Consider the following 20,154-nt stretch of genomic DNA (forward strand, 5'->3'; position numbering starts at 1 on the left):
CCTCCTGCCTGAATATCAGGCTTATTGAGGCGTCCATCAAATCGGGGCAAGTTCACTCTGCCAACTATGTCGACGGCTCCGTTACGGTGACGCTGCCGAGTGCGCAGCCATCGGTCACCACAACCCAGCCGACCGAGTGGACGCAGCAGAACGTGAGCACGGGCTTCCCATACTTCACGATCAAGAACACTGGCAATACCGCGGCCACATACAATCTCACCGCAATCTGTAGCAACGTCGTCGCGGATACGTGCTCCGTGGCCTCTCCCACAGGATCGGTGGCACCCAACGGAACTATCACGGCTGAGGTCCGTTTCACGACAAACCCCGCGAGCAGCGGAAATGCAACGGCGACGCTGACTGCCACGTCCCCGTACACGGAGACGAGCAGCGCAAGTGGTACGATCGTGCCGATGTCGGAAGACGTTGGCGTAGCAGGACAGGGAGCGCCAACACCGCCAGAACCAGGTGGAAGTGCTACGTATGGCTTCAACATCACTGCCAATGGAAACAATACGAGCACCGTTACCTACGGGCTCACTGCGACATGTACTGGCGACTTGAGCTGTAGCACGACGCCGAGCCCGGGCTCGGTTGGTATCTCGCCCGGGAATCCAGCGACTGCGAGCGTGGTGGCAACTGCCAGCAGTGGCACAGCGGGTGGTGCGGGGACGGTCAAGCTCACGGCGCTCTACACCGATGACTGGAATAATCCGTACACCGGTCAGTATACCTTCTCGGTAACGGTGCCTCCCGCTCCTGATTACACGCCCGGGGTGGTGCCGTTGAGCGCATCTGGACCGCTCGTAATCGGACAGTTGGTAGTCGACACGTTTACCGTCAGAAACCAAGGTAACACTGAAGCAAATTATACAGTCACGCCGTACTGCAGTCCGAGTATACCGACCTGCGCCCTGGCTAATTCCATGCAGAGTCACGTGGATCTTCTGCCTCAGGAAGAAGCGTTGGTTCCAGTTCGATGGGAGGCTTCAACGTCTGCTCCGACTGATACGGTCTCCCTTACCGCATCCTACAGTACCTGGACTAACACCGGCATCAAGACGCTCACATACTATCCCTGGGTCGCACCGTCGGTCACGGCTCAAGGCATACCGCCGGGAGGATTCAATGAGGGCGGCGTTGGCCTGATTCAGTCGTTCACGGTGACGAACAACGGAAGCTCCCGCGCCACTTACAGCTACACTGTCTCGTGCGTGGATGATGTTGGCGAGGCTGCGATTCCGGCAAGCTGTGCGGTCGTCACGCCGGCCCCCGACACGGTTGCAGCTGGAGCGAGTGTCACGGTCCAGGTGCGTTTCAACGCCGGCGACGCCGGGACATCGTCCACGATGACTCTAGTCGCTACCGAAGGCACTGATAGTACCTCCGGTCCGGCGACGATTGCGATAACCCAGCTTCCAGCGTCGATCACCACGACGACACCGTCTGTCGTGGAATTCAACGGTGCGTCCGAGACGCACTCGTTCATGATTCACAATCCGAACGCCGTGGCTGAGAACTACTCGTGGAACATTGCTTGCTACAACGCGGCGTCGTGCACGCCGAGCTCCGGATCAATTGGTGTCGGCGCCAAGGGAGATACGAGCCTTTCAGCTTCATATACGACCTCAGGCGCTCCCAATGCCACAGGCTCGGTCGTGGCAACAGTCAGCAACCTTGCTGGCACCGCTACGGATTCCATACTGGTCCGGATCAAGAGCTACATGGTGCAGATCGCCACTGTTGGCTCCGCCGATACAGTTGCCTCAGGCGTCCTCGATACAGCGACGTTCACGGTCAAGAACATCGGGCTGGATTCGATGTCATATTCCGTATCCGCCTCGTGCGATGGCACTGCGGCTACAGCTTGCCAGCAGCCATCGACGCCGATATCGCTCCTGCCGTCACAGCAGAAAACTGTGACAGTACGGTTTACCGGCGGCGGCACGGACTATTCCTCTGGCGCCGTCACGCTTCACGTAGTGGCAAATGACGGCGGAACATATGCCGACTCCGCAGCCGTTGCCGTGAGCGTTCATTCGCCGAACGCCGTTCACGTGTCGACGGCATTCATGAACAACGACGATCAGGACATGAGCCTGTGTGCGGCGTCGTGCTTCGCAATGACTGCGAGCCGGAGTACGGTTCCGTACTACACGCTGAACACTCCGCGGAGCGTGACGCTTGCCTATAACGGAGACCGCGCCTTCCCGAGGCCATTCATCTACGCCGACGTTTCCGTACCTTCGGCTCCAGCCAACATCCAGAACTACACGCTGGAGGTGAAGCGGCTCGGTGCCCACCTCCTCTTCACCAACGGAGATTCGGTACTTACATTCGCCGGCACGAGCAGTCCTGCCACGACCTATCGACTGGCTGGCCAGCTCGACATGTCCAGCTATGGGACGGGAATCGACTCCGTGACACTGGTTGTGACGGCTCATTACGCCAACGGCATGAGCGATGTCACACCAGTGAAGACGCAGCTCATGATTGTCAACTCGACACTCAACACGCAATCTTCACCGATTGCCAAGGGTTGGACCATTGCCGGTCTGCAGCACTTCTGGCCGACTCCGGAAGGCTCAGGCTCACCCAGCGGTGGCTACATGATAGAAAACGGGGACGGGTCGGCAACATACTTCGCTAGTAATGGCGCTATGGCGGCAGACTTCAGCACCCTCCACTTCGACAGCGTCGCAACCTGGATCAGGACGTACCAGGATAGCAGCAAGGTGCTGTTTGACGGCGGTGGTCGCATGCTGGCTGCGATCGATAGGCTGGGAAGAAAGACGACGTTCAACTATGGTGGTCTGGACAGTTTGCAGGTCACGAGCATCATCGAGCCAATGCGATCGAGTGGCAGCTCGGCATCGGCACCGTATCTCGTGTTGTCATACGATGCCAATCACCACCTTCAGTCAATCACAGAGACAGGCGGTACTGGCGGGCGCACAACCAGCGTGACGGTCGATCCGACCACTGGACATCTGACGCGCGTTACCGACCCGGATGGCGGATACGATAGTTACGGCTATGACGGATCGGGTCGGCTCAGTACGATCACCGACCGGCGCGGCAACACGACGACGTACGACTATGACCTGACGTGGAAGCTGTCACGGATCGTAAGTCCCCTGGTACCAATCGACGCCGGAGGCGGGTCAACTACGACGGGTACGCCGACCACCAATATCGCAGCTTGGCAGGCTGTGGGTGTACCGACCGTTGCTACGGCAAGTAACCCTGCTCCGTTACTTGATGCTGATACAATCGCCGCTCGCGTTACAGATCCAAAGGGCTACGTATCAACGATATATCCCGATCGATGGGGCGAGCCGCTCAAGACCGTCGACGCGCTCGGCAACGTTACGACGATCACGCGACAGGGCTTTCTGCCAACCGTAGTCACGTACCCCGACGGAAGCGCAGACTCGGCGACATATAACCTGAGCAACGGATTGTTACTCACCCAGCGCGCAGCTGGCCAGCAAATGGCGTCGTATATTTATGGTGCGAGAAGCCAGTTGCAGGGCGTTTCCGGTAGCGGAGTCGTAAGCGTTAGCAACACTCTCGACAGTTTGGGCCGTGTACTCAGGACACATTACGGTACGGTAGCTGGAGACACGACCGAGTTCACGTACGATCCGGTGACAAAGAACGTGGCGACCATGTTTCGTGCTGACACAGGACTAGTGACCTATCAATACGATTCAAACTTCGGAAATCTCTCGACCGAGACAGATCCGGGTAACCGGATGACACAGTCGTATTTCGACTCCTATGGTCGCGACACTTCGACCAAGGCGCCGCAATTTCCCAGGACGCGCGTGGTGTACGACTCTCTCAACCGCGTGACGGCCTCGTACGACAGCGTCGGCGCGAACCCGGTCATGATCAAGTACGACGCGATACTCCCCGTTTCAGTACGGGATCAGTTGAGCCATATCGATTCCACGGAATACGATGCTTTGGGAAGAATTACACGGCACTTCGGTTATGCTTCATCGACCCTTGCAACCACGGCCAGGTACGACTTGGACAGCCGACCCACAAGCACTACCAACAGGCGTGGGCAACGGATAGACCTGAAATACGATCCGCTGGGCCGAGTGCTGAGCAAGACCGGTGGCAATAATGAGACAAGCACAGATAACTCGACTTATTCAGCCAACGGATTGGTTCAAACAGCCGCCAATGCCACAGATTCGGTGCGCACGGTGTCGGTGCCATTGGCGCTTCTCGATACCGTGCAGACGACAATATGGGCACCGGGCGTGACGCGTCACACGTATACGGTCGTGCATTATCACAGCGCTGATGCGGGAGGCACCGACTCGACCACGATTTCGAGCGATGGAGCGCCAGCGCAGTTCGTCACCCGCCGATACGTGCGCGATTCCACGAGCGGCACGCTCAAGTCGATCGATCTGGGACTCAATATCGGGCATGGCAACTTCATCTATGATGCTCCGGGCAGACGCGTCTCAACCGCATGGCCCACTGGCGGCAGTGGAAGCGGGCTGTACCTCAGCACCGGTTCGCATGTGACACAGAACTACAACCCGGGCATCTCGGGGTACCTGTCTGCCGCATACCGCGTAGATTCGGCCGGAAGAATACGGGCAGACAGCCGAACGCAAACTGGTACCGATACTGTCGTAACCAATCGCATCTTTGCCTACGATGCGCTGGGCCGTTACGCGGGTGCGACCGATGCGAGCGCTTACTCTTGGGCCTGCAGCCAGAATCGTGACAGATACGATGTCAACTATGGCATGGTGAACTGCCCGATCGATAGCGTGGCCGCTCCCCAGCTGTACAGCTACGACGCTGCTGGGAACAGGGCCGATCCGGGAGATACGCTGGGCGTTGGCGATCAGATGAGAGCGGTCACCTTTTCAGGGATGCATCAGGACTACACGTACGATGCCGATGGCAACGTCATAACGCGGGCCCTGCCGGTAGACAACGCGACTTGGGTCTATACCTGGAGCTCTGACAACAGGCTCCTCTCGGGCTCCAACTGGATAGGGATGGAGAACCTGGCTTACGACGCTCTGGGCCAGCCGGTGGTGATTCGGAAGGGGAGCGATAACCACATCGCACGAGTGACGCTGTACGATGGAGGCAACGTGCTGGCGGACCTCGACTCGCTGGGCAATAGAGAGGGTGAGTACGTCTACGACGCGGGCACCGATCATCCCTATGCACTCCTGACCGGAGCTACAGCGGTGACCGGAGTTCAGTACTTCGTGCTGGACGACTTCGGGAACGTCACGGGCACGGTGTACGACTCGACGCACGTGGCACAGACGATCTCCTACGACGACTGGGGCGATGCAACTGTGACGGGCGACCAGACCAACCGTCTCGCGTGGAAGGGACTGCCGATCGATTCGCATCTCTGGCTCTCAGAGGTGAGAGCGCGCTGGTACGATCCTGTGCAAGGCCGGTTCATCAGCGAAGATCCGTTGGGGCTCTCGGCAGGGATCAACCCCTATGTCTTTGCCAATAACGATCCGATCAATGGGCACGATCCGAGTGGTGCCTTGGCTACGGATCAGGATGGATCCGTGTGCAGCATCAATGCTGAGAGCTGTGGTAACGCGTTGGAATTTCCAGGTTCCTTATCGGGCGGCGCTGCGACGCAGGGGTTTGGAAACCTGAGCGCAAATGGCGGCGGTGGTGTGAGCTACGCGGGCGGTGTAAGCTTCAGTGCGGGAGACTGGACCACGTTGGGAAACTGGGCCTCACAGCCATCGGCAGTGGATGAGGTCGCCGCCGTCACGTCCGACGCGAACTATTATGGCAAGCCGAATTGGGTTGCTCCAGGAATAGTCGAGCGATCTAGCTTCAGGTTGAACTACACAGATCAAGACGGCAAGCTACACTTCTTCAATCTGGAGGACGCCGTGTTACAACGCGATGGCGGCGGTAAGAAGACATCAAGCGGCATAAAGGCAACCTACGATGTCTTAACTTGGGCTTATGACGGATCCACAGATCCAAATGATCATTTAATATGGGCGCGACGCATCCCGGTGCTTAGCTCATTGATTCGTGTAGGAACTGGCCGAAAGGGTTTTGCTGGTGGTTTTGTTCAAATAGGTACCGCTTGGGGGAGCTTCTGGTCATCCATCCAACCATAACCATACATGTCACTACGGCCGCTGTTTACTGAGTCCGAGCTCGCAACTGCGTTCACTCTCCTTCTTCCGCGAGACGCGGCTGCGCGGACTGCAGAGCGTTGGTTTGCGATGATGTCAGACGATATCGACGAGGACGGGAATTATGTGGCGGAACAAGACGACTGGCGCCCACCTCCCGCTTCGCAGGTGAATGTCATGGTGACAAGTGGTGCGACCAAAAGTGCTCAGACTACCGGGGGCTATGAACGACTACACAATCAGTCTGTTGCTGAAAGAGCAAATTTCTTGGTGCATTTATCCCATTTTCACCTCCATCTGGTAATGCTCGTGTCGAAGAACGCATGTGACCGCATCGCCGCATTCTTGGAGTACGATGTTGCCAAGATGGAGGGCGTAACAGATCAGATGAAGCTAATTGTGAACGTGATGGGAGTCCCCAGTGACTGACGAATTGCATTAAAAAACGATGCGAAGTGAATCGCCCCAGGTTTATCGGAGGCTCGGTTATCTGAGTGCTCCAGCAGAGATCGTCCCTGCTTGGAGTTCCTGAAGCTGTCTCACGAAATGGGGAACAGAGCACTACCCCTCCGTCAATCGTCGCACAATCCGCCTCGCCACTTCCTCAACCCCCGTCGGCTCCGCCCGTAACCCACTACACGTAACACCAACCATTAGCACGAACTGCGCATCCATCGTCCGCACCGTACAACCGAGCATGCGCGCGATCCTCTCGAGCGGCACCGTCGACCTCGTAATCGCTCTATAGCCAGCCACGATCCGCACTGCGTCCAGCAGTCGCGTCCCCGACACGAAGCCCGCATCGGCGAGATTCCTCTCGAGGCTGCGGCGTGTGTGCGCCGTCATCGCGGTCAGTGCGTCGAGTGAATGAGCGCCATCCCCCGTCAGTAATACATCCCTGAGCCTGTCCCGGATGACCGACGGAAGCCGGGCCATCTGTGCATCGATCCCTGATAGCACCGCCGCACTCAGCTTCACGGCCGGTGCCAGCAACAACGCCCGCTCCAGCAGCGAGTGCTCGGCTGGCACTCCGCGGAAGATGAATCGCGCCTGAATGCGCTCGGCCAGAATCACCGCGCTGTCCATCGCAACCGGGGTGATGGCGCACGAGACGACGACCGGGCGCGGGAATTTGGACAGGGTGACGACGATCGTCTCGGCCATCGCAGGCGTGATGAGAGACGGATCGATGACCAGGCAGCCACGCCGTCAATTCGCCGCGATCAATCTTCCGCATCCAATGCGCTTCGTGCTCACGACGATGTTGTCCATGTAGCGGCTCTGCTCGGCTGGCGATCCTGCGTTCCAGTAATTCTCGAAGAAGACTGCGTTGAATCCGTAGTCGGTGAAACTACCGAGCCAGTCGATGTTCCCCTCGCGTGCCTCGATAAAGTCGTCCACCCACAGCTCGAACACACCGTTGTTCTTCCCTGGATCGTTGAGCCGTGCGTGCGCCTCTATGCAATACCACTTGCCCACCCGCGACGGCGCGAAGATCGGCGTCGCACTGCGTATCGCGCCGAGCCAGCGGAGACGCGAGAAGTCGTTGTACGTTGTTGCGCGCACGACTCCGGAAGCATCGGTCCCCGAATACGGATCCATGACGAGATAATCGGATGTTGCACCACTGCCGGACCAAACCGGCGCGCCCGCGGCCTGCGCCCACGTTTGCGAGGTGAGAACCTGCGCGCGCGATAACTTGTCACCACCACCACCGGTCCACGTGGAATCGTTGCGCAGATACACGCGCCAGTACAGCTCGCGATACACTGTCGCACCACTATCCACCGGATGCATGTACGGCACCGGAGTCTTGCCGAGTGCGAGCTTGAGCGATCCGGCATCGACCTGGCCCTTCCTGAAACGCACGCGCATCCCGAACGAACCCAGCACTCCCACACTGTCGGTGCGCTCGAAGCTGGAGTCCGGATGGGTGTACTCGAAGTAGCGGCCGAGCCTGTCGGTCTCGAAGTCGTCGCAGAATATCCATTCCGGCCTGGCGGCATCACACTCGTGAAGCACGGGATGATTCGGAGCAGTGTCGCGCGCGGGTATCGTATCCATGAAGACAGGCGCGACGGGAGTCTGCGCAGCTGCGATATCAATCGGTGGCGACAGCGCGATGACGCAGCCCAGGACTATCGATAGCTTCATGACGCGTATCGCCATGCGTGAAGTTACTGCTTCTGCGACTGGTATCAGTCAGCTCCGAGCAACCACTGCGACGCCGAGTACCACTCGAGTCGTGATGGCATAGGGCGGAGGGGCGGTGTAGAGTCCAGGGTGATGAGCAACGGACGCGCTCGGGGGAATTCAGCCGCCGCTGCCGCGAGAGCTCTTATCTCCCGCTCCCAGGTTGCATCGGCCGCAGTGTCGAGGCTCACCTGGATAAGCAAGGGTGCAGTGCCCCTTCGCGCAGCGTGGAAATCCACCTCGTAATCGGGCCCGACACGGACCCAGCCCGTGTCATATCCGCGACGCTCGAGCTCCAGGAGAATCGTCGTCTCGAGACTCCTGCCCGCGTTTTCACGACCCGTCTGCTGATACACTGGAATCAGCCCGGGATCGATTGGGTACACCTTCCGCGGATTGCGCATGCGCTGCCGTTCGGATGCACTGTGCATGTGAACCAGACGAACGAGGAAGGCGTCCTCGACATGACTCAGAAGATTGTACAGCGTCTCCTCGCCCACATGTAATCCCTGGGATTTGAGATCGCGGTGAAATTTGGAGACACTGAATGCCGCGCCGGGATTCGTCAGGAGGTGGCGCTGGATTCGCCGAAGCGCTTCCGGTTGGGAAACGTGATACCTGTCGATCACGTCACGCAGGATCATGAGATCCACATATCCCTTTAGAAGACCCATTCTATCCCGGTATTCGGCCTGTTGGGCTTCCGGAAAGCCTCCGACCTCCAGGTAGCGCCGAAGCGCACTGTCAACGGTGGCGCGATCATTGGGATCGAGACGTGCCCATTCTACCGCTGGCTCCTCGCCGGCATGGCGTAGCGCCTCCCGGAACGAGAATGGATGCACCAGCACTTCCATCGAGCGGCCACGCAATGAAGTATGAACTTCACTGCTGAGGAGCTTCGCAGAGGAGCCGGAGACAAAGACTTGCGTGTCGTGGGTATCGAGAAGGCGCCGAACGAGCATCTCCCAACCCGACACGACCTGTATCTCATCGAGATAAACCGTTCGTCTTCCCTGTCGTCCAACAGCTGGCACGATACGCCGGTGTTCGTCGAGCAGCCACCCCAGGTCGGCTGCAGTCATTCCCACGAGCCGCTCGTCTTCCAGCGACACGAGGAGATGCGTGCCAGGCTCATCACCCGCGGCAAGACGCCCCGCCATGTAGTGGTACAGGAACGACGTCTTGCCGCCGCGCCGAACGCCGATGACCGCAAACGCCTTGTTGGGAACGTTCGGAAGTCGAATGTCACGGGCGGTGCGCACAGGAGTCGGCGCAGCGAGTGACTCCGCCAGTTTCAGCGAGAGCAGTTCGTTGGATATTGCCCTTCTCATAAGTACAAAATAAGGGATATTTGTACTTATGAGAAGGGCAAACTGGGAATTACCGCCCGATCAACCCCCTGCATCCGGTTCTACCGTCACCATTCGTGCGGCTACTGCTTCTTGGGCTGGTACGTGCCGGCAGTTGCGCGCGCGGCGACGCTGAGCCGGTTCCATCCATTGATCGCTACGAGCACCATGGTCAACTCCACGATCTCCTTCTCCGAGAAGTGCGCCTTTACGGCATCGTAGGCTTCGTCCGATATGAAACCGTCGGTCACTACCGTAACTGCCTCGGTCCATATGAATGCAGCGCGCTCGCGATCCGTGTAGTACGGCGCCTCCCGCCACGCAGGAAGTCCGTACAGACGCTGCTCCGTCTCACCAAGTGCACGAAGATCCTTCCAGTGCATGTCGATGCAATATGCACAGTGATTGATTATCGATGCGTAAAGCTTGACGATATGGATCAACGGCACTTCCAGGCTGGTCTGATGAACGTACTTCTCCAGCTCGGACATGGCGCGGTAAGCACCAGGATCTGCCGTAACGTTGAATCTGGGCTGCATGTAATCTCCTTCCATCGGTTGAACTGTGGTAACGCTTTCACACGTAACGCGACAGGCGCGGATACATCTGCGCCCTACAGAAGAATAACAACTATCTGGTGACGCTACCGCTCATGCGCGTCACGCGCGCAATCAATAGCGCCAGCTCCGGAGATCCGAACCGGCGGGCGCGTACTTGTCCATGTGCGCGGTCATCTTCGTGATGAGATCCGGCAGCGGAGGTCCCCAGCAGTGCCGCGCCATGGGCTGGAACACAACCTCGCCCGTCGGCGTCGGATTCCTGGCCTGCTTCAGAAACTCGTCCAGCTTGTGCACGCCCATGTTCAGGAAGTACGTGTCGGCGTCGCCGACGTAGACGTTGATCTTGTTCGCTACCTTGGGACCAAGCGTGCTCCAGTTCGTTTCCAGAATGTTGCGCAGATCGTAATGCTGCTTCCAGTACTCTGCGACCTTCCTGTCGATGACACCCGTCTTCTTGTCCCAGATCGGCACGGGGTATCCATCGGTACCGACCGGTCCGTACGTCGCCTGCCAGATGTCCCACTGACCACCCGATCGCGCGTGATCTCCCACCGAAAGCTCGAACCAGTTCTCGTCCTTCATCATCGCCGTGATGTTGCCGTCGGGCTTGCGTGAATCGGGACGCTCGAGCCTGGTCCAGCTTCCCGCATTCAGCCAGTACGCATTGGTGTCAGCGTAGATGTCAACGATCTGGAAGTAGCGAAAGTCCACGCCGTCGGGACAGAGTGCCCACGTACCTCCGTAGAAATCCGGATACATCACCTGATGTGCGAGCGCAATCCATCCGCCAGTCGAGCCGCCGGTGAGCAGTCGCGCCCACGGCTCACGCTCCACGCGGAACCTCGTCTCGACCGCGGGAATCAGCTCCTTCATTATCGCGTCGCCGTACGGGCCGTTGTTGGCGGAGTTCACACCATACGAATCATCATAGTAAGGCGACGGATGTTGCAGCGTGACGAGAATCACGCGCGGCGTTCCGTCAGCGAGCCAGTAGCTCGTGAATTTTGCGCCGGCTCCTGAAGTGCTCCCGAATCCGCCCGGCGCGCGGAGCGAGAAGTGTCCTTCATCGTACACAATTGGATACTTCACACCGGGATGCTTGTCGTAGTCCTTTGGCAGCAGCACGGTCGCGCCGAAATAGATCGGATGGCCCCACCACTTGCTGAGAATCGCGCTCTGTATCCTGATGCGCTTCACGTATTCGTTGTCTGCAGGCACCGTAACAGGTGGAATGACCCTGTCCGCGACGAGCTTGATCGGCTTTGTCGATCGCGGATCGTACGTGATCACGACTGGATCGCCATAGATGTTGCCAGGCGACCGCTTCCAGTTCTGGCCTTCCCACTGATCCATGTGCATCCACACGGTATGCCCATCGGCGCGCGCGAATTTCGTGTAGACGTTCACGAACGGCTCGACGCGATATCTGCCGGCTGGAATGTCACGCAGACTCCGAACCGGATGACCGAACGTGGATGCATCGATGATCGCAGTCTGGCCCGGCGCGAGATTCTCGACGTTGACGCCGAACAGCGGATCGCCGGTCTCTCCTGTCCGCGCGATCGGCGTCCCCGCCGTATCGGCAAGCCGGCTGATCGCGACGTAAACCCGGCCCGTGACCGGGCCCGAATGGGCCTGGCCGCTGAATGAGATCTCGAAGAGCGGTCCGGATACGGCAGGCGCCTGACCGTTCAGGGGAAGTGAAACCAGAATGGTGGCCAGCGCGGAGCAGGCGAGCGCGCGTCCAGCCAATAGGTGTGTGTTTGAGCGCATGCGCGAATCTACAGGGGCCGGAGGCGGGACGGAGTGGGGACGGAGTGGGGACGGAGTGGGGACGGACTCCGGGCAAATATTGCCGCGTGCACGTACGGTGAACGAACCGGGGACGCGAACCGACCCATTCCGAAACATCGCTCGGTCTGCCATTTTCGGGCGGTCCCCAGGACTCACGAACCCGCATTCCGATCATCCAATGACAGATCATGACGTCACCAGGCGAGACTTTCTCGCTGGAACCGGCAAGCTCGCACTCGGCGCGATGGTTGCCCCGCACTACATGGCCGCCGAAACGCGGCGGCGAACTCCAGGCAACACCCTCAACGTCGCGATAGTCGGTTTCGGGGGCCAGGGTTCGGTGAACGCCGAGGCGCTCGCGGAAGTCTGCAACATCGTCGCGATCTGTGATGTTGATGCGGACAGGATGATCCTCAAGAAGTTGAGCGATCCCGATGGCAAGGGAACGCCAGCGCGCTTGCGACTCGAGGCGCAGATAAAAAAGGCCGTGCGCTACGCCGACTTCCGCGAGATGCTCGCGAAGCAGCACGACATAGATGGAGTCGTGGTGGCGACACCGGATCACCAGCACGCAGTTATCGCGAAGGCAGCGATGCAGGCCGGCAAGCACGTGTACGTGCAGAAGCCGTTGACCGCATCGGTGCACGAATCACGCGTGTTGCGCGAGCTCGCAATTGCAAATCCAAAGCTCGTGACGCAGATGGGCAACCAGGGCCACTCCGGCGAGGGCGCACGACTCATCAACGAGTGGATTCAGGCTGGAATCATCGGTGATGTGCGCGAAGTTCACGTCTGGACCAACAGACCAAAGGGATACTGGCCGCAGGCGATCCCGCGGCCGTCCAAATCCAAACCGCCCGTGGAATATCCCGACGACGGATTCGGCACCGAGTGGGGCCAGCGTCGTCTAGATGACGCTGTCGCATACGCGATGGGATCGTACCCGGTACCGGATGGTCTTCACTGGAATCTCTACCTCGGCGGCATCCCCGAAGACATTCCGTATCACCCGATCTACCACCCGTTCAACTGGCGCGGTTGGCTGGACTACGGCGTCGGCGCACTCGGCGACATGGGTGCGCACCTGATCGATCAACCCTACTGGGCGCTCGGCCTGACGTATCCGACGAGCATCGAAGCGACGTCCACGCCGTGGGGCGTGACGGAGCAATCCGAGCCTGCGCGATTGACGGCAAGCAGTCGTCCGAGGATGCGTCAGGTCTCGTATCCGCTGGCGACGAACGTGCACTACCAGTTCGCGGCGCGCGGCGCGCAGCCGCCGGTCAAGTTGAGCTGGTACGACGGAGGTCTGTATCCGCCGCGGCCGGATGCACTGCCCGATGATGTGCCACTCAAGTCGAACGGAGTAATATTCGTCGGCGAGCGCGGGATTCTCATGAACGATACGTACGGACAGAATCCGCGCCTGTATCCCGTGTCGCTCATGGCAGATGCAGCACTCGTACCCAAGACTTACGAGCGCATTCCGTGGGGTCACGAAGTGAACTGGGCAAAGGCCTGCATGGGACAGGCGACGGCGAGCTCGCCGTTCGAATACAGTGCGCGTCTCACCGAGACGATGCTGCTCGGCATCGTCGCGCTGCGCACGGGTCAGGGGCGGAAGTTGCTGTACGATGGAGAACAGATGCTGGTCACCAACATACCGGAAGCGAATCAGTATTTGCGGCGCGAGTATCGCGACGGCTGGTCGGTCTAAATTCCAACAATCAAGGGGACACGATGTACGAAAAGGCATTGACGCGCTCCGCAACGCTGCTTGCAACGTCAGTTGCAACGGCGCTGCTGCTCACGGGATGCGCGAAGACTTCCAACCAGGCGAGTGCACCCGCCGGTTCGACCGGAGCGGTTGCAACGGCAACCGACACGGGCATGCACAGTGCAGGAGCTGGAGGCATGGCTGCACCACTCGACTCCGCCGGATGGCACACGTTGTTCGACGGAACGTCGCTCGCTGCATTCCGCGGATACAAGGCCGACAGCGTTCCCGCCGGCTGGCACATCGTCGACGGCACGCTCACAAAGTCAGGCAGTGTGGGCGATCTTTTGACGCGCGACAAGTTCGGTGACTTCGAGCTTGCATTCGACTGGAAGCTCGGACCGGGCGGAAACTCGGGAGTGATGTACCGTGTGACCGAAGAGTACGATCACATGTACTGGAGCGGACCCGAATACCAGCTACTCGACGATGCAGGTCATCCCGACGGAAAGAATCGTTTGACGGCTGCTGGATCTGCGTATGCTGTATATCCGTCGCCGGCAGGTGTCGTGAAGCCGGCGAACCAGTGGAATTCGAGTCTTATCGTCGTGAAGGGTAATCATGTGCAGCACTGGATGAACGGCCAGAAGCTGCTGGAGTACGATCTGCAGAGCCCCGACTGGAAAGCCAAGGTCAAGGCGAGCAAGTTCTCGGCATGGCCGAACTACGGACTTGCGCGGACCGGATACATTGGAATTCAGGGAGATCACGACGGCGTGCTGTCGCTCCGCAACATCAAGATTCGCGAGCTGAAGTAGCGACTACGGGTCGACCGGCAAGGTACTGGCGGATTGCGTACAACACTGTCGCAATCACCAGTGCCACGCCGACGCTGATGAATTCGATTCGCGATGCGCTGGAGAGCATCCACACCACGACGACGCACGCAAGCAGAGGAATGACGGGACCGCCGCGCAGCACGAACGGCGGTCCGTCAGTGCGGACATCGCGTCGTCGCAGCTGGATCGCCGCGAGACACGTCGCAAGGTAGATGAGCATCATCGACACTGTCGACAACACCACCAGCGACGTGAACGTGCCGGTGAGCGCGAACGCGGTGCAGGCGGCTGCGTGCGCAATTATGGCGACCACGGGTGTGTGATGACGCGGGTGCACCGAGCCGAAGCGTGCGGGGAGAAATCCATCCCTGCCGAACGCGAAAAGAATTCGCGGCGTGGTGAGCATGTCACCGCTCACATATCCGAACGCTGAGACGGCAGCCGCGACGGCGAGCAACGCTCCGCCGGCTGATCCGAACGCACGAGTGGCGACTCCCACCAGCGGAGCGGTCTGGTTGCTCGCCAACTCTGGTCCGAGCACTCCCTGCGCCACCAGCTGAATCGCGATGTAAAGCACGGAGACTGCGCCGAGTCCGAGGAGAATTGCGCGTGGAACCGTGCGCGATGGATTGATTACCTCTCCGCTGGATGTGAGCGCGTTCTCGACTCCCTGAAATGCGAAGATGAGCAGCAGCGACGCAGAGCCGATCTGCGAGAACGTCGGAGTGAAGCTCCACTCCAGATTCACGGGTCGTACGAAGAATGCGCCGACCACCACAAGAAGAATCAACGGCAGCAACTTGGCCGCCGTCAGTGTCTCGACGATGCTGACTCCGGAACGCACGCCCCGTATGTTGAGCGCCGCGAGCGCGGCATACAGCACAATCAGCAATGCGGCGTGCGGCACTGGTGCGGCGAGTGCTGGCAGGAGCGCCGCAAGAGATCCGACGAACACCATCGCGACCGCCGCGCTCGCGACCGTCTGGCTGCACCAGAACAGCACGCCCGAGAGAAATCCACTGAACGGCCCGAATGCGGTCTCTATGTATGCGTACAGTCCTCCAGGCGCGGACACGCGGCTCCCCGCCTCCGCGAAGCTCAGCGCGATGAGTCCGGCGGCGATCGCGCATACTATATAAGCGATGATCGCGGAAGCGCCGAGCGTCGCCGCGACGACCGCCGGCAGAACGAAGATGCCCGATCCGATGACGCTGTTGACCGTGTTGGCGCCAAGCGCACGCACACCGAGAGCGCGGATCAGTCCGGTATCTGCGATCAGTGGTGCATCGTTCACGTCCGCCATGCCAGCTCCGGGTCGGGGAATAACGCCTTGGGCCTGTACAGCGGCTCCAACATACATCCAGCGCACGAATCGCGATACAGCGGCGCGGGGTAGGCAGCGTACGGTGGCCCCCAACCGGTGCTTCACCGGAAATGTCGCCCCGATTAATTTGCGCGATGCCCGACGGCACCGAAGTCATTGTCCCGAGCACGCACGGTTTCTGGGAAACCGTGCGCGAGTCGCTGCGTGGATCGCACCAGGATTACACCAGGGGCAGCATCCCGCGCGCGATTCTCCTGCTCGCCGTGCCGATGGTGCTGGAGATGGTGCTCGAGAGCGTCTTCGCCGTTACCGATGTCTTCTTCGTCGGCAAGCTCGGCGCCGACGCCGTCGCCACGGTCGGGCTCACCGAATCGCTGCTGACCGTTCTGTACGCAATGGCGATGGGACTGTCCATCGGAGTCACGGCGATGGTCGCGCGCCGCATTGGCGAGCACGATGTGGAAGGGGCGAGAGACGCTGCCGTGCAGGGAGTCATCGTCGGCCTCGTGATTGCCATCGTGCTCGGCGTCGCCGGCGTGATACTGGCGCCACGGCTGCTCGGTCTCATGGGTGCGTCGCCGCAGGTCATCGCGATCGGATCGAACTTCACGCGCGTAATGCTCGGCGGAGACGTGAGTGTCGTGCTGTTGTTTCTCGCCAACGCGGTGTTCCGCGGCGCCGGCGACGCTGCGATAGCGATGCGGGTTCTCTGGCTGGCGAATGCGATCAACATCGTGCTTGGACCATGTCTGATCTTTGGACTGGGTCCCTTTCCCGCGCTGGGCGTGACGGGTGGCGCAGTGGCGACGACGATCGGACGCGGCACCGGCGCCGTGTACGCACTGTCGCGACTCGTGCGCGGCCGCGGAAAGATCGCGGTGGCCCGCAAGGACGTGCGCGTGAGGCCGCGTCTGATGGGCAAGCTCATCACGCTGTCGGCGGCCGGCACGTTCCAGATGATCATCGGAATGGCGAGCTGGATTGGGCTGGTGCGAATCGTCTCGACATACGGCAGCGACGCGCTGGCGGGTTACACGATCGGTGTGCGATTGATTGTCTTCGCGCTGCTCCCGTCGTGGGGAATGAGCAACGCCGCCGCCACGATGGTAGGCCAGGCTCTGGGTGCCAACGATCCGGAGCGTGCGGAGCGCGCCGTGTGGCGCGCCGCTGCGTACAACACGCTGTTTCTCACGACTATCGGATTGTTGTTCGTGATCGCAGCCACGCCGATCGTCGGCATCTTCACTGGTGATCCTCTGGTTGCCAGCTACGCAGTCGACTGTCTCCGCACGGTGTCATACGGATTCCTGTTGTACGCCGGCGGAATGGTATTGACTCAGGCGTTCAACGGCGCCGGTGATACGTGGACGCCGACAGTACTGAATCTGCTGGTCTTCTGGATATTCGAGATTCCGCTCGCGTACGTACTCGCGAAGACGCTGAACATGGGCCCGCACGGCGTGTTCCTGGCGATCACCATCTCGTTCTCCGCGCTCACGATCGTCAGCGCGATCGTGTTCAGGCTCGGGCGGTGGAAGCGGCGCAAGGTCTGAGCTGCCTGGAGGGCGCTCTGTCTCATCGAGGTTGATACTTGACAACGGCAACTAATTGATTGACTTTGTCAACTATCACCCACTGAGGGGCATGGGAATGAGTACGGCTCGAAAGGGGACAGGGCGGGTCGACAAGACCGCGCCGAAGCAAGCGCCGGCGGCATCGCCCGTGGATCCAGCGCGGATCGAGGAGATGCGCCGCTTCAATCGCTTCTACACGCGAGAGATCGGCGTGCTGGAGCAGGGCCATCTGCACAGCCGGTACTCGCTCGCTGCGGTGCGGTTGATGTACGAGCTGGCGCACTGGAACGACGATCGCCCGGATCCGCCGACCGCGACGGATGTCGCGCGCGAGATGGGGCTCGACGCCGGCTACCTGAGCCGGCTCCTGCGCGACCTCGTGCGCAACCGGCTCGTGAGGCGCGCACCATCGCCCACCGATGCAAGGCAACACCATCTGCGGCTCACGCCCGAGGGACGCAGCGTGGCCGCGGATCTCGAAAAGCGCGCGAGAGCCGATATCGCGACGTTGCTCGCACCGCTGAGCGACAACAAACAGCGTCTGGTGATCGACGCGCTGCGAACTGTGCAGGCTTCGCTTCCGGATCGATCACACGATACCACGCGCGACGTCTCCGTCGAAGCACCCGCGTTCATCGTCAGGCCACCGCGTGCGGGCGACCTCGGCTGGGTGGTCGCTCGACATGGTGCCGTGTACTCACAGGAGTACGGCTGGAACGAGGAATTCGAAGGTCTGGTCGCGCGCATAGTCGCGGATTACGGCGAGCATCACGATGCGGAGCGCGAGGCGTGCTGGATAGCGGAGCGGGATGGCGAGAACGTGGGCAGCGTGTTCCTCGTCCGGCATCCGGAGCGTGCAGGCGTCGCGAAGTTGCGCCTGCTTCTGGTCGAGCCGGCCGCGCGCGGACTCGGCGTCGGGCGACGGCTCGTGGAAGAGTGCACGCGATTCGCGCGAAAGGCTGGGTACCACACCATCACACTATGGACGAACAGCATTCTGGCTTCAGCACTGCGCATCTACGCCGCCGCGGGATACACGATGATCGAAGAGACACCGCATCACAGCTTTGGCCATGATCTGGTGAGTCAGGTATGGGAGCTCGAGCTGTAGATCGGATGGCGCGCGGACGTTCTCAGGAATTTGTCGGCGCTACGCGAGATCCCGTTCTCGTACGTGCCACCAGAAACAATCCCGACGCCACCACCAGAACTCCACCGATCACGGAGAACTCCCTGACTGTCGCATTGCTCAGGATCCACACGATCACGGCAACCGCGAGAAAAGGCACCACCGCTCCGCCCGGAATCCTGAACGGCGTTCCTCCCGCCTGAACGTTTCTTCGCCGCAGCTCCCATGCGGAGATGCAGCAGAAGAGATACAGCACCAGCACGGCGATGTTGCTCAGAATCGCAAGCTCGGCGAATCCACCGGTCACCGCAACGATGAACGTCATCGCGCACTGTACTGCGATCGCGACTGCCGGCGTATCGTACTTCCGGTGCACGCGCGCAAAGATGGGCGGAAGAATTCCGTCGCGCCCGAACGCGTACAGCGCGCGCGGGGCCGTAAGCATCATTCCGCTCACGTAGCCGAACATCGAGATGCTCGCGCACACGCCGATGAATATCGCGCCGCCAGCTCCCGCCACGGCGCGCGCGGCAGAGGTCAGCGGGGCCGCCTGCTCCAGCGCAAGCTGCGGACCGAGTATCATCTGGGCGACGTACTGTATCGACACGTACAGAATCGTTATCGCGGTCATCGCCATGAACAACGCTCGCGGCACTGTCCGCGCAGGATCCTTCACCTCGCCACTCGGCACCAGCGCGAATTCGATTCCGGCAAACGCGAAGATCAGCACGATCACGGATCGGCCAAGTTTCGCCGGCGCGAGATTGCCAAACACGTCCGGCGCGCCGCCGTGTGCGAGTGCGGCGCCGATCACGACGAACACTATGAGCGGCAGCAATTTCACGATGGTCACCAGCTCCAGGAACCGCGTGCTCTGTCTCGTTCCGCGAATGTTCAGCGCACCGAACAACAGAAACACCAGCGCCAGTATCAGCGCGCGCGGTACGGGTTGCGCAAGCGGTGCCCAGAATACGGCGATCGATCCGATGAACGCACTTCCCACCGCCGCTGTGGCCGTCGTCCCCACAAGCCACAGCAACGTTCCGACGAGAAATCCAACATACTTGCCGAGCGCGATCTCGACGTACGCATACGGCCCGCCCGTGAGCGACACTCTGCTTCCGGCCTGCGCGAAACAGAGTACGATGAGACCCATCGCCGCCGCAACGACGACGTAAGCAACCGGCGCCGACGGCCCGATCGCGGCCGCAACAACCGCCGGAAGCACGAATATTCCGCCGCCAACGGTGACGTTGAACGCCGTGGCCGCAAGCGCGCGCACGCCGATCGCGCGCTCGAGGCCGTGTTCGGTATTTGCAGGGCCATCATCACCCGGGGAGCGGGGATTCATGGCCGGGGATGTACGTGTAGCATCCATCGTGGCAGGTGTCGGCTGTAGGTGGATGAAAGGCTGGGGCTAATTTGGGTGACAGGCAACCACCCATTCGCAGACCAATGGTCCGCGAATGTAGGGCAAGGATGCATCCTTGCCTGTCATTTCAAAA

15 protein-coding genes are annotated in these 20,154 nt (G+C 60.4%); 6 read left to right on the plus strand and 9 right to left on the minus strand.

Annotated features, from left to right (window positions below):
* Positions 1–64: 64 nt before the first annotated feature.
* Entirely contained in the window at positions 65–496 is a 432-nt protein-coding gene (locus tag V4529_11880) for a hypothetical protein (GenBank protein ID MES2359020.1), read from the minus strand.
* Between the two features lie 33 nt (positions 497–529).
* A complete protein-coding gene (locus V4529_11885; GenBank protein ID MES2359021.1) occupies positions 530–685 on the minus strand; it encodes a hypothetical protein in 156 nt (51 codons plus the stop codon).
* A gap of 253 nt (positions 686–938) precedes the next feature.
* Between V4529_11885 and V4529_11890 the strand changes: the two genes are divergently transcribed.
* Both V4529_11890 and V4529_11895 read left to right on the plus strand, forming a co-directional pair.
* The gene (locus V4529_11890) at positions 939–6,152 is read left to right on the plus strand and encodes an RHS repeat-associated core domain-containing protein (protein ID MES2359022.1); all 5,214 of its coding nucleotides are present in this window, start codon (positions 939–941) and stop codon (positions 6,150–6,152) included.
* A gap of 111 nt (positions 6,153–6,263) precedes the next feature.
* Entirely contained in the window at positions 6,264–6,599 is a 336-nt protein-coding gene (locus V4529_11895; protein MES2359023.1) for a hypothetical protein, read from the plus strand.
* A 132-nt stretch (positions 6,600–6,731) separates the two neighbouring features.
* Here V4529_11895 and V4529_11900 read toward each other — a convergent pair whose 3' ends face one another.
* The 5 genes from V4529_11900 to V4529_11920 all read right to left on the minus strand — a co-directional run bounded on the left by V4529_11900 (position 6,732) and on the right by V4529_11920 (position 12,045).
* Complete coding sequence (locus tag V4529_11900) at positions 6,732–7,334, minus strand: hypothetical protein (GenBank protein ID MES2359024.1); 603 nt, start codon at positions 7,332–7,334, stop codon at positions 6,732–6,734.
* Positions 7,335–7,379: 45 nt separating this feature from the next.
* Complete coding sequence (locus V4529_11905) at positions 7,380–8,339, minus strand: hypothetical protein (GenBank protein ID MES2359025.1); 960 nt, start codon at positions 8,337–8,339, stop codon at positions 7,380–7,382.
* A gap of 29 nt (positions 8,340–8,368) precedes the next feature.
* Positions 8,369–9,694, minus strand: coding sequence for an ATP-binding protein (locus V4529_11910; GenBank protein ID MES2359026.1), 1,326 nt, complete (start codon positions 9,692–9,694; stop codon positions 8,369–8,371).
* A gap of 101 nt (positions 9,695–9,795) precedes the next feature.
* Positions 9,796–10,251, minus strand: coding sequence for a carboxymuconolactone decarboxylase family protein (locus tag V4529_11915; GenBank protein ID MES2359027.1), 456 nt, complete (start codon positions 10,249–10,251; stop codon positions 9,796–9,798).
* 132 nt (positions 10,252–10,383) lie between these two features.
* Positions 10,384–12,045, minus strand: coding sequence for an alpha/beta hydrolase-fold protein (locus tag V4529_11920; protein ID MES2359028.1), 1,662 nt, complete (start codon positions 12,043–12,045; stop codon positions 10,384–10,386).
* Positions 12,046–12,244: 199 nt separating this feature from the next.
* Between V4529_11920 and V4529_11925 the strand changes: the two genes are divergently transcribed.
* The gene (locus V4529_11925) at positions 12,245–13,783 is read left to right on the plus strand and encodes a Gfo/Idh/MocA family oxidoreductase (GenBank protein ID MES2359029.1); all 1,539 of its coding nucleotides are present in this window, start codon (positions 12,245–12,247) and stop codon (positions 13,781–13,783) included.
* A 23-nt stretch (positions 13,784–13,806) separates the two neighbouring features.
* On the plus strand, positions 13,807–14,601 hold the full coding sequence (locus V4529_11930; protein ID MES2359030.1) for a family 16 glycoside hydrolase: 795 nt from the start codon (positions 13,807–13,809) through the stop codon (positions 14,599–14,601).
* Here V4529_11930 and V4529_11935 read toward each other — a convergent pair.
* Complete coding sequence (locus V4529_11935; GenBank protein MES2359031.1) at positions 14,579–15,925, minus strand: amino acid permease; 1,347 nt, start codon at positions 15,923–15,925, stop codon at positions 14,579–14,581. The genes V4529_11930 and V4529_11935 overlap by 23 nt on opposite strands.
* 155 nt (positions 15,926–16,080) lie before the next feature.
* Here V4529_11935 and V4529_11940 point away from each other — a divergent pair, with 155 nt between their 5' ends.
* Together V4529_11940 and V4529_11945 are read left to right on the plus strand one after the other, a co-directional pair.
* A complete protein-coding gene (locus tag V4529_11940; protein ID MES2359032.1) occupies positions 16,081–17,499 on the plus strand; it encodes an MATE family efflux transporter in 1,419 nt (472 codons plus the stop codon).
* 97 nt (positions 17,500–17,596) lie between these two features.
* Positions 17,597–18,631: a bifunctional helix-turn-helix transcriptional regulator/GNAT family N-acetyltransferase gene (locus tag V4529_11945; GenBank protein ID MES2359033.1), complete on the plus strand. Its 1,035-nt coding sequence runs from the start codon at positions 17,597–17,599 to the stop codon at positions 18,629–18,631.
* 22 nt (positions 18,632–18,653) lie between these two features.
* Here the strand turns inward: V4529_11945 and V4529_11950 are convergent, their stop codons facing one another.
* Complete coding sequence (locus V4529_11950) at positions 18,654–20,000, minus strand: APC family permease (GenBank protein ID MES2359034.1); 1,347 nt, start codon at positions 19,998–20,000, stop codon at positions 18,654–18,656.
* Between the last annotated feature and the right edge of the window lie 154 nt (positions 20,001–20,154).

The organism is Gemmatimonadota bacterium, assembly GCA_040388625.1.
Lineage (GTDB): Bacteria > Gemmatimonadota > Gemmatimonadetes > Gemmatimonadales > Gemmatimonadaceae > Fen-1247.

Coding starts and splice junctions, on each gene's coding strand:
- V4529_11905 (MES2359025.1), bottom strand. CDS start 8,339: ATGGCGATACGCGTCATGAAGCTATCGATAGTCCTGGGCTGCGTCATC.
- V4529_11910 (MES2359026.1), bottom strand. CDS start 9,694: ATGAGAAGGGCAATATCCAACGAACTGCTCTCGCTGAAACTGGCGGAG.
- V4529_11940 (MES2359032.1), top strand. CDS start 16,081: ATGCCCGACGGCACCGAAGTCATTGTCCCGAGCACGCACGGTTTCTGG.
- V4529_11895 (MES2359023.1), top strand. CDS start 6,264: ATGTCAGACGATATCGACGAGGACGGGAATTATGTGGCGGAACAAGAC.
- V4529_11925 (MES2359029.1), top strand. CDS start 12,245: ATGACAGATCATGACGTCACCAGGCGAGACTTTCTCGCTGGAACCGGC.
- V4529_11935 (MES2359031.1), bottom strand. CDS start 15,925: ATGGCGGACGTGAACGATGCACCACTGATCGCAGATACCGGACTGATC.
- V4529_11880 (MES2359020.1), bottom strand. CDS start 496: ATGTTGAAGCCATACGTAGCACTTCCACCTGGTTCTGGCGGTGTTGGC.
- V4529_11930 (MES2359030.1), top strand. CDS start 13,807: ATGTACGAAAAGGCATTGACGCGCTCCGCAACGCTGCTTGCAACGTCA.
- V4529_11915 (MES2359027.1), bottom strand. CDS start 10,251: ATGCAGCCCAGATTCAACGTTACGGCAGATCCTGGTGCTTACCGCGCC.
- V4529_11945 (MES2359033.1), top strand. CDS start 17,597: ATGAGTACGGCTCGAAAGGGGACAGGGCGGGTCGACAAGACCGCGCCG.
- V4529_11900 (MES2359024.1), bottom strand. CDS start 7,334: ATGGCCGAGACGATCGTCGTCACCCTGTCCAAATTCCCGCGCCCGGTC.
- V4529_11920 (MES2359028.1), bottom strand. CDS start 12,045: ATGCGCTCAAACACACACCTATTGGCTGGACGCGCGCTCGCCTGCTCC.
- V4529_11950 (MES2359034.1), bottom strand. CDS start 20,000: ATGAATCCCCGCTCCCCGGGTGATGATGGCCCTGCAAATACCGAACAC.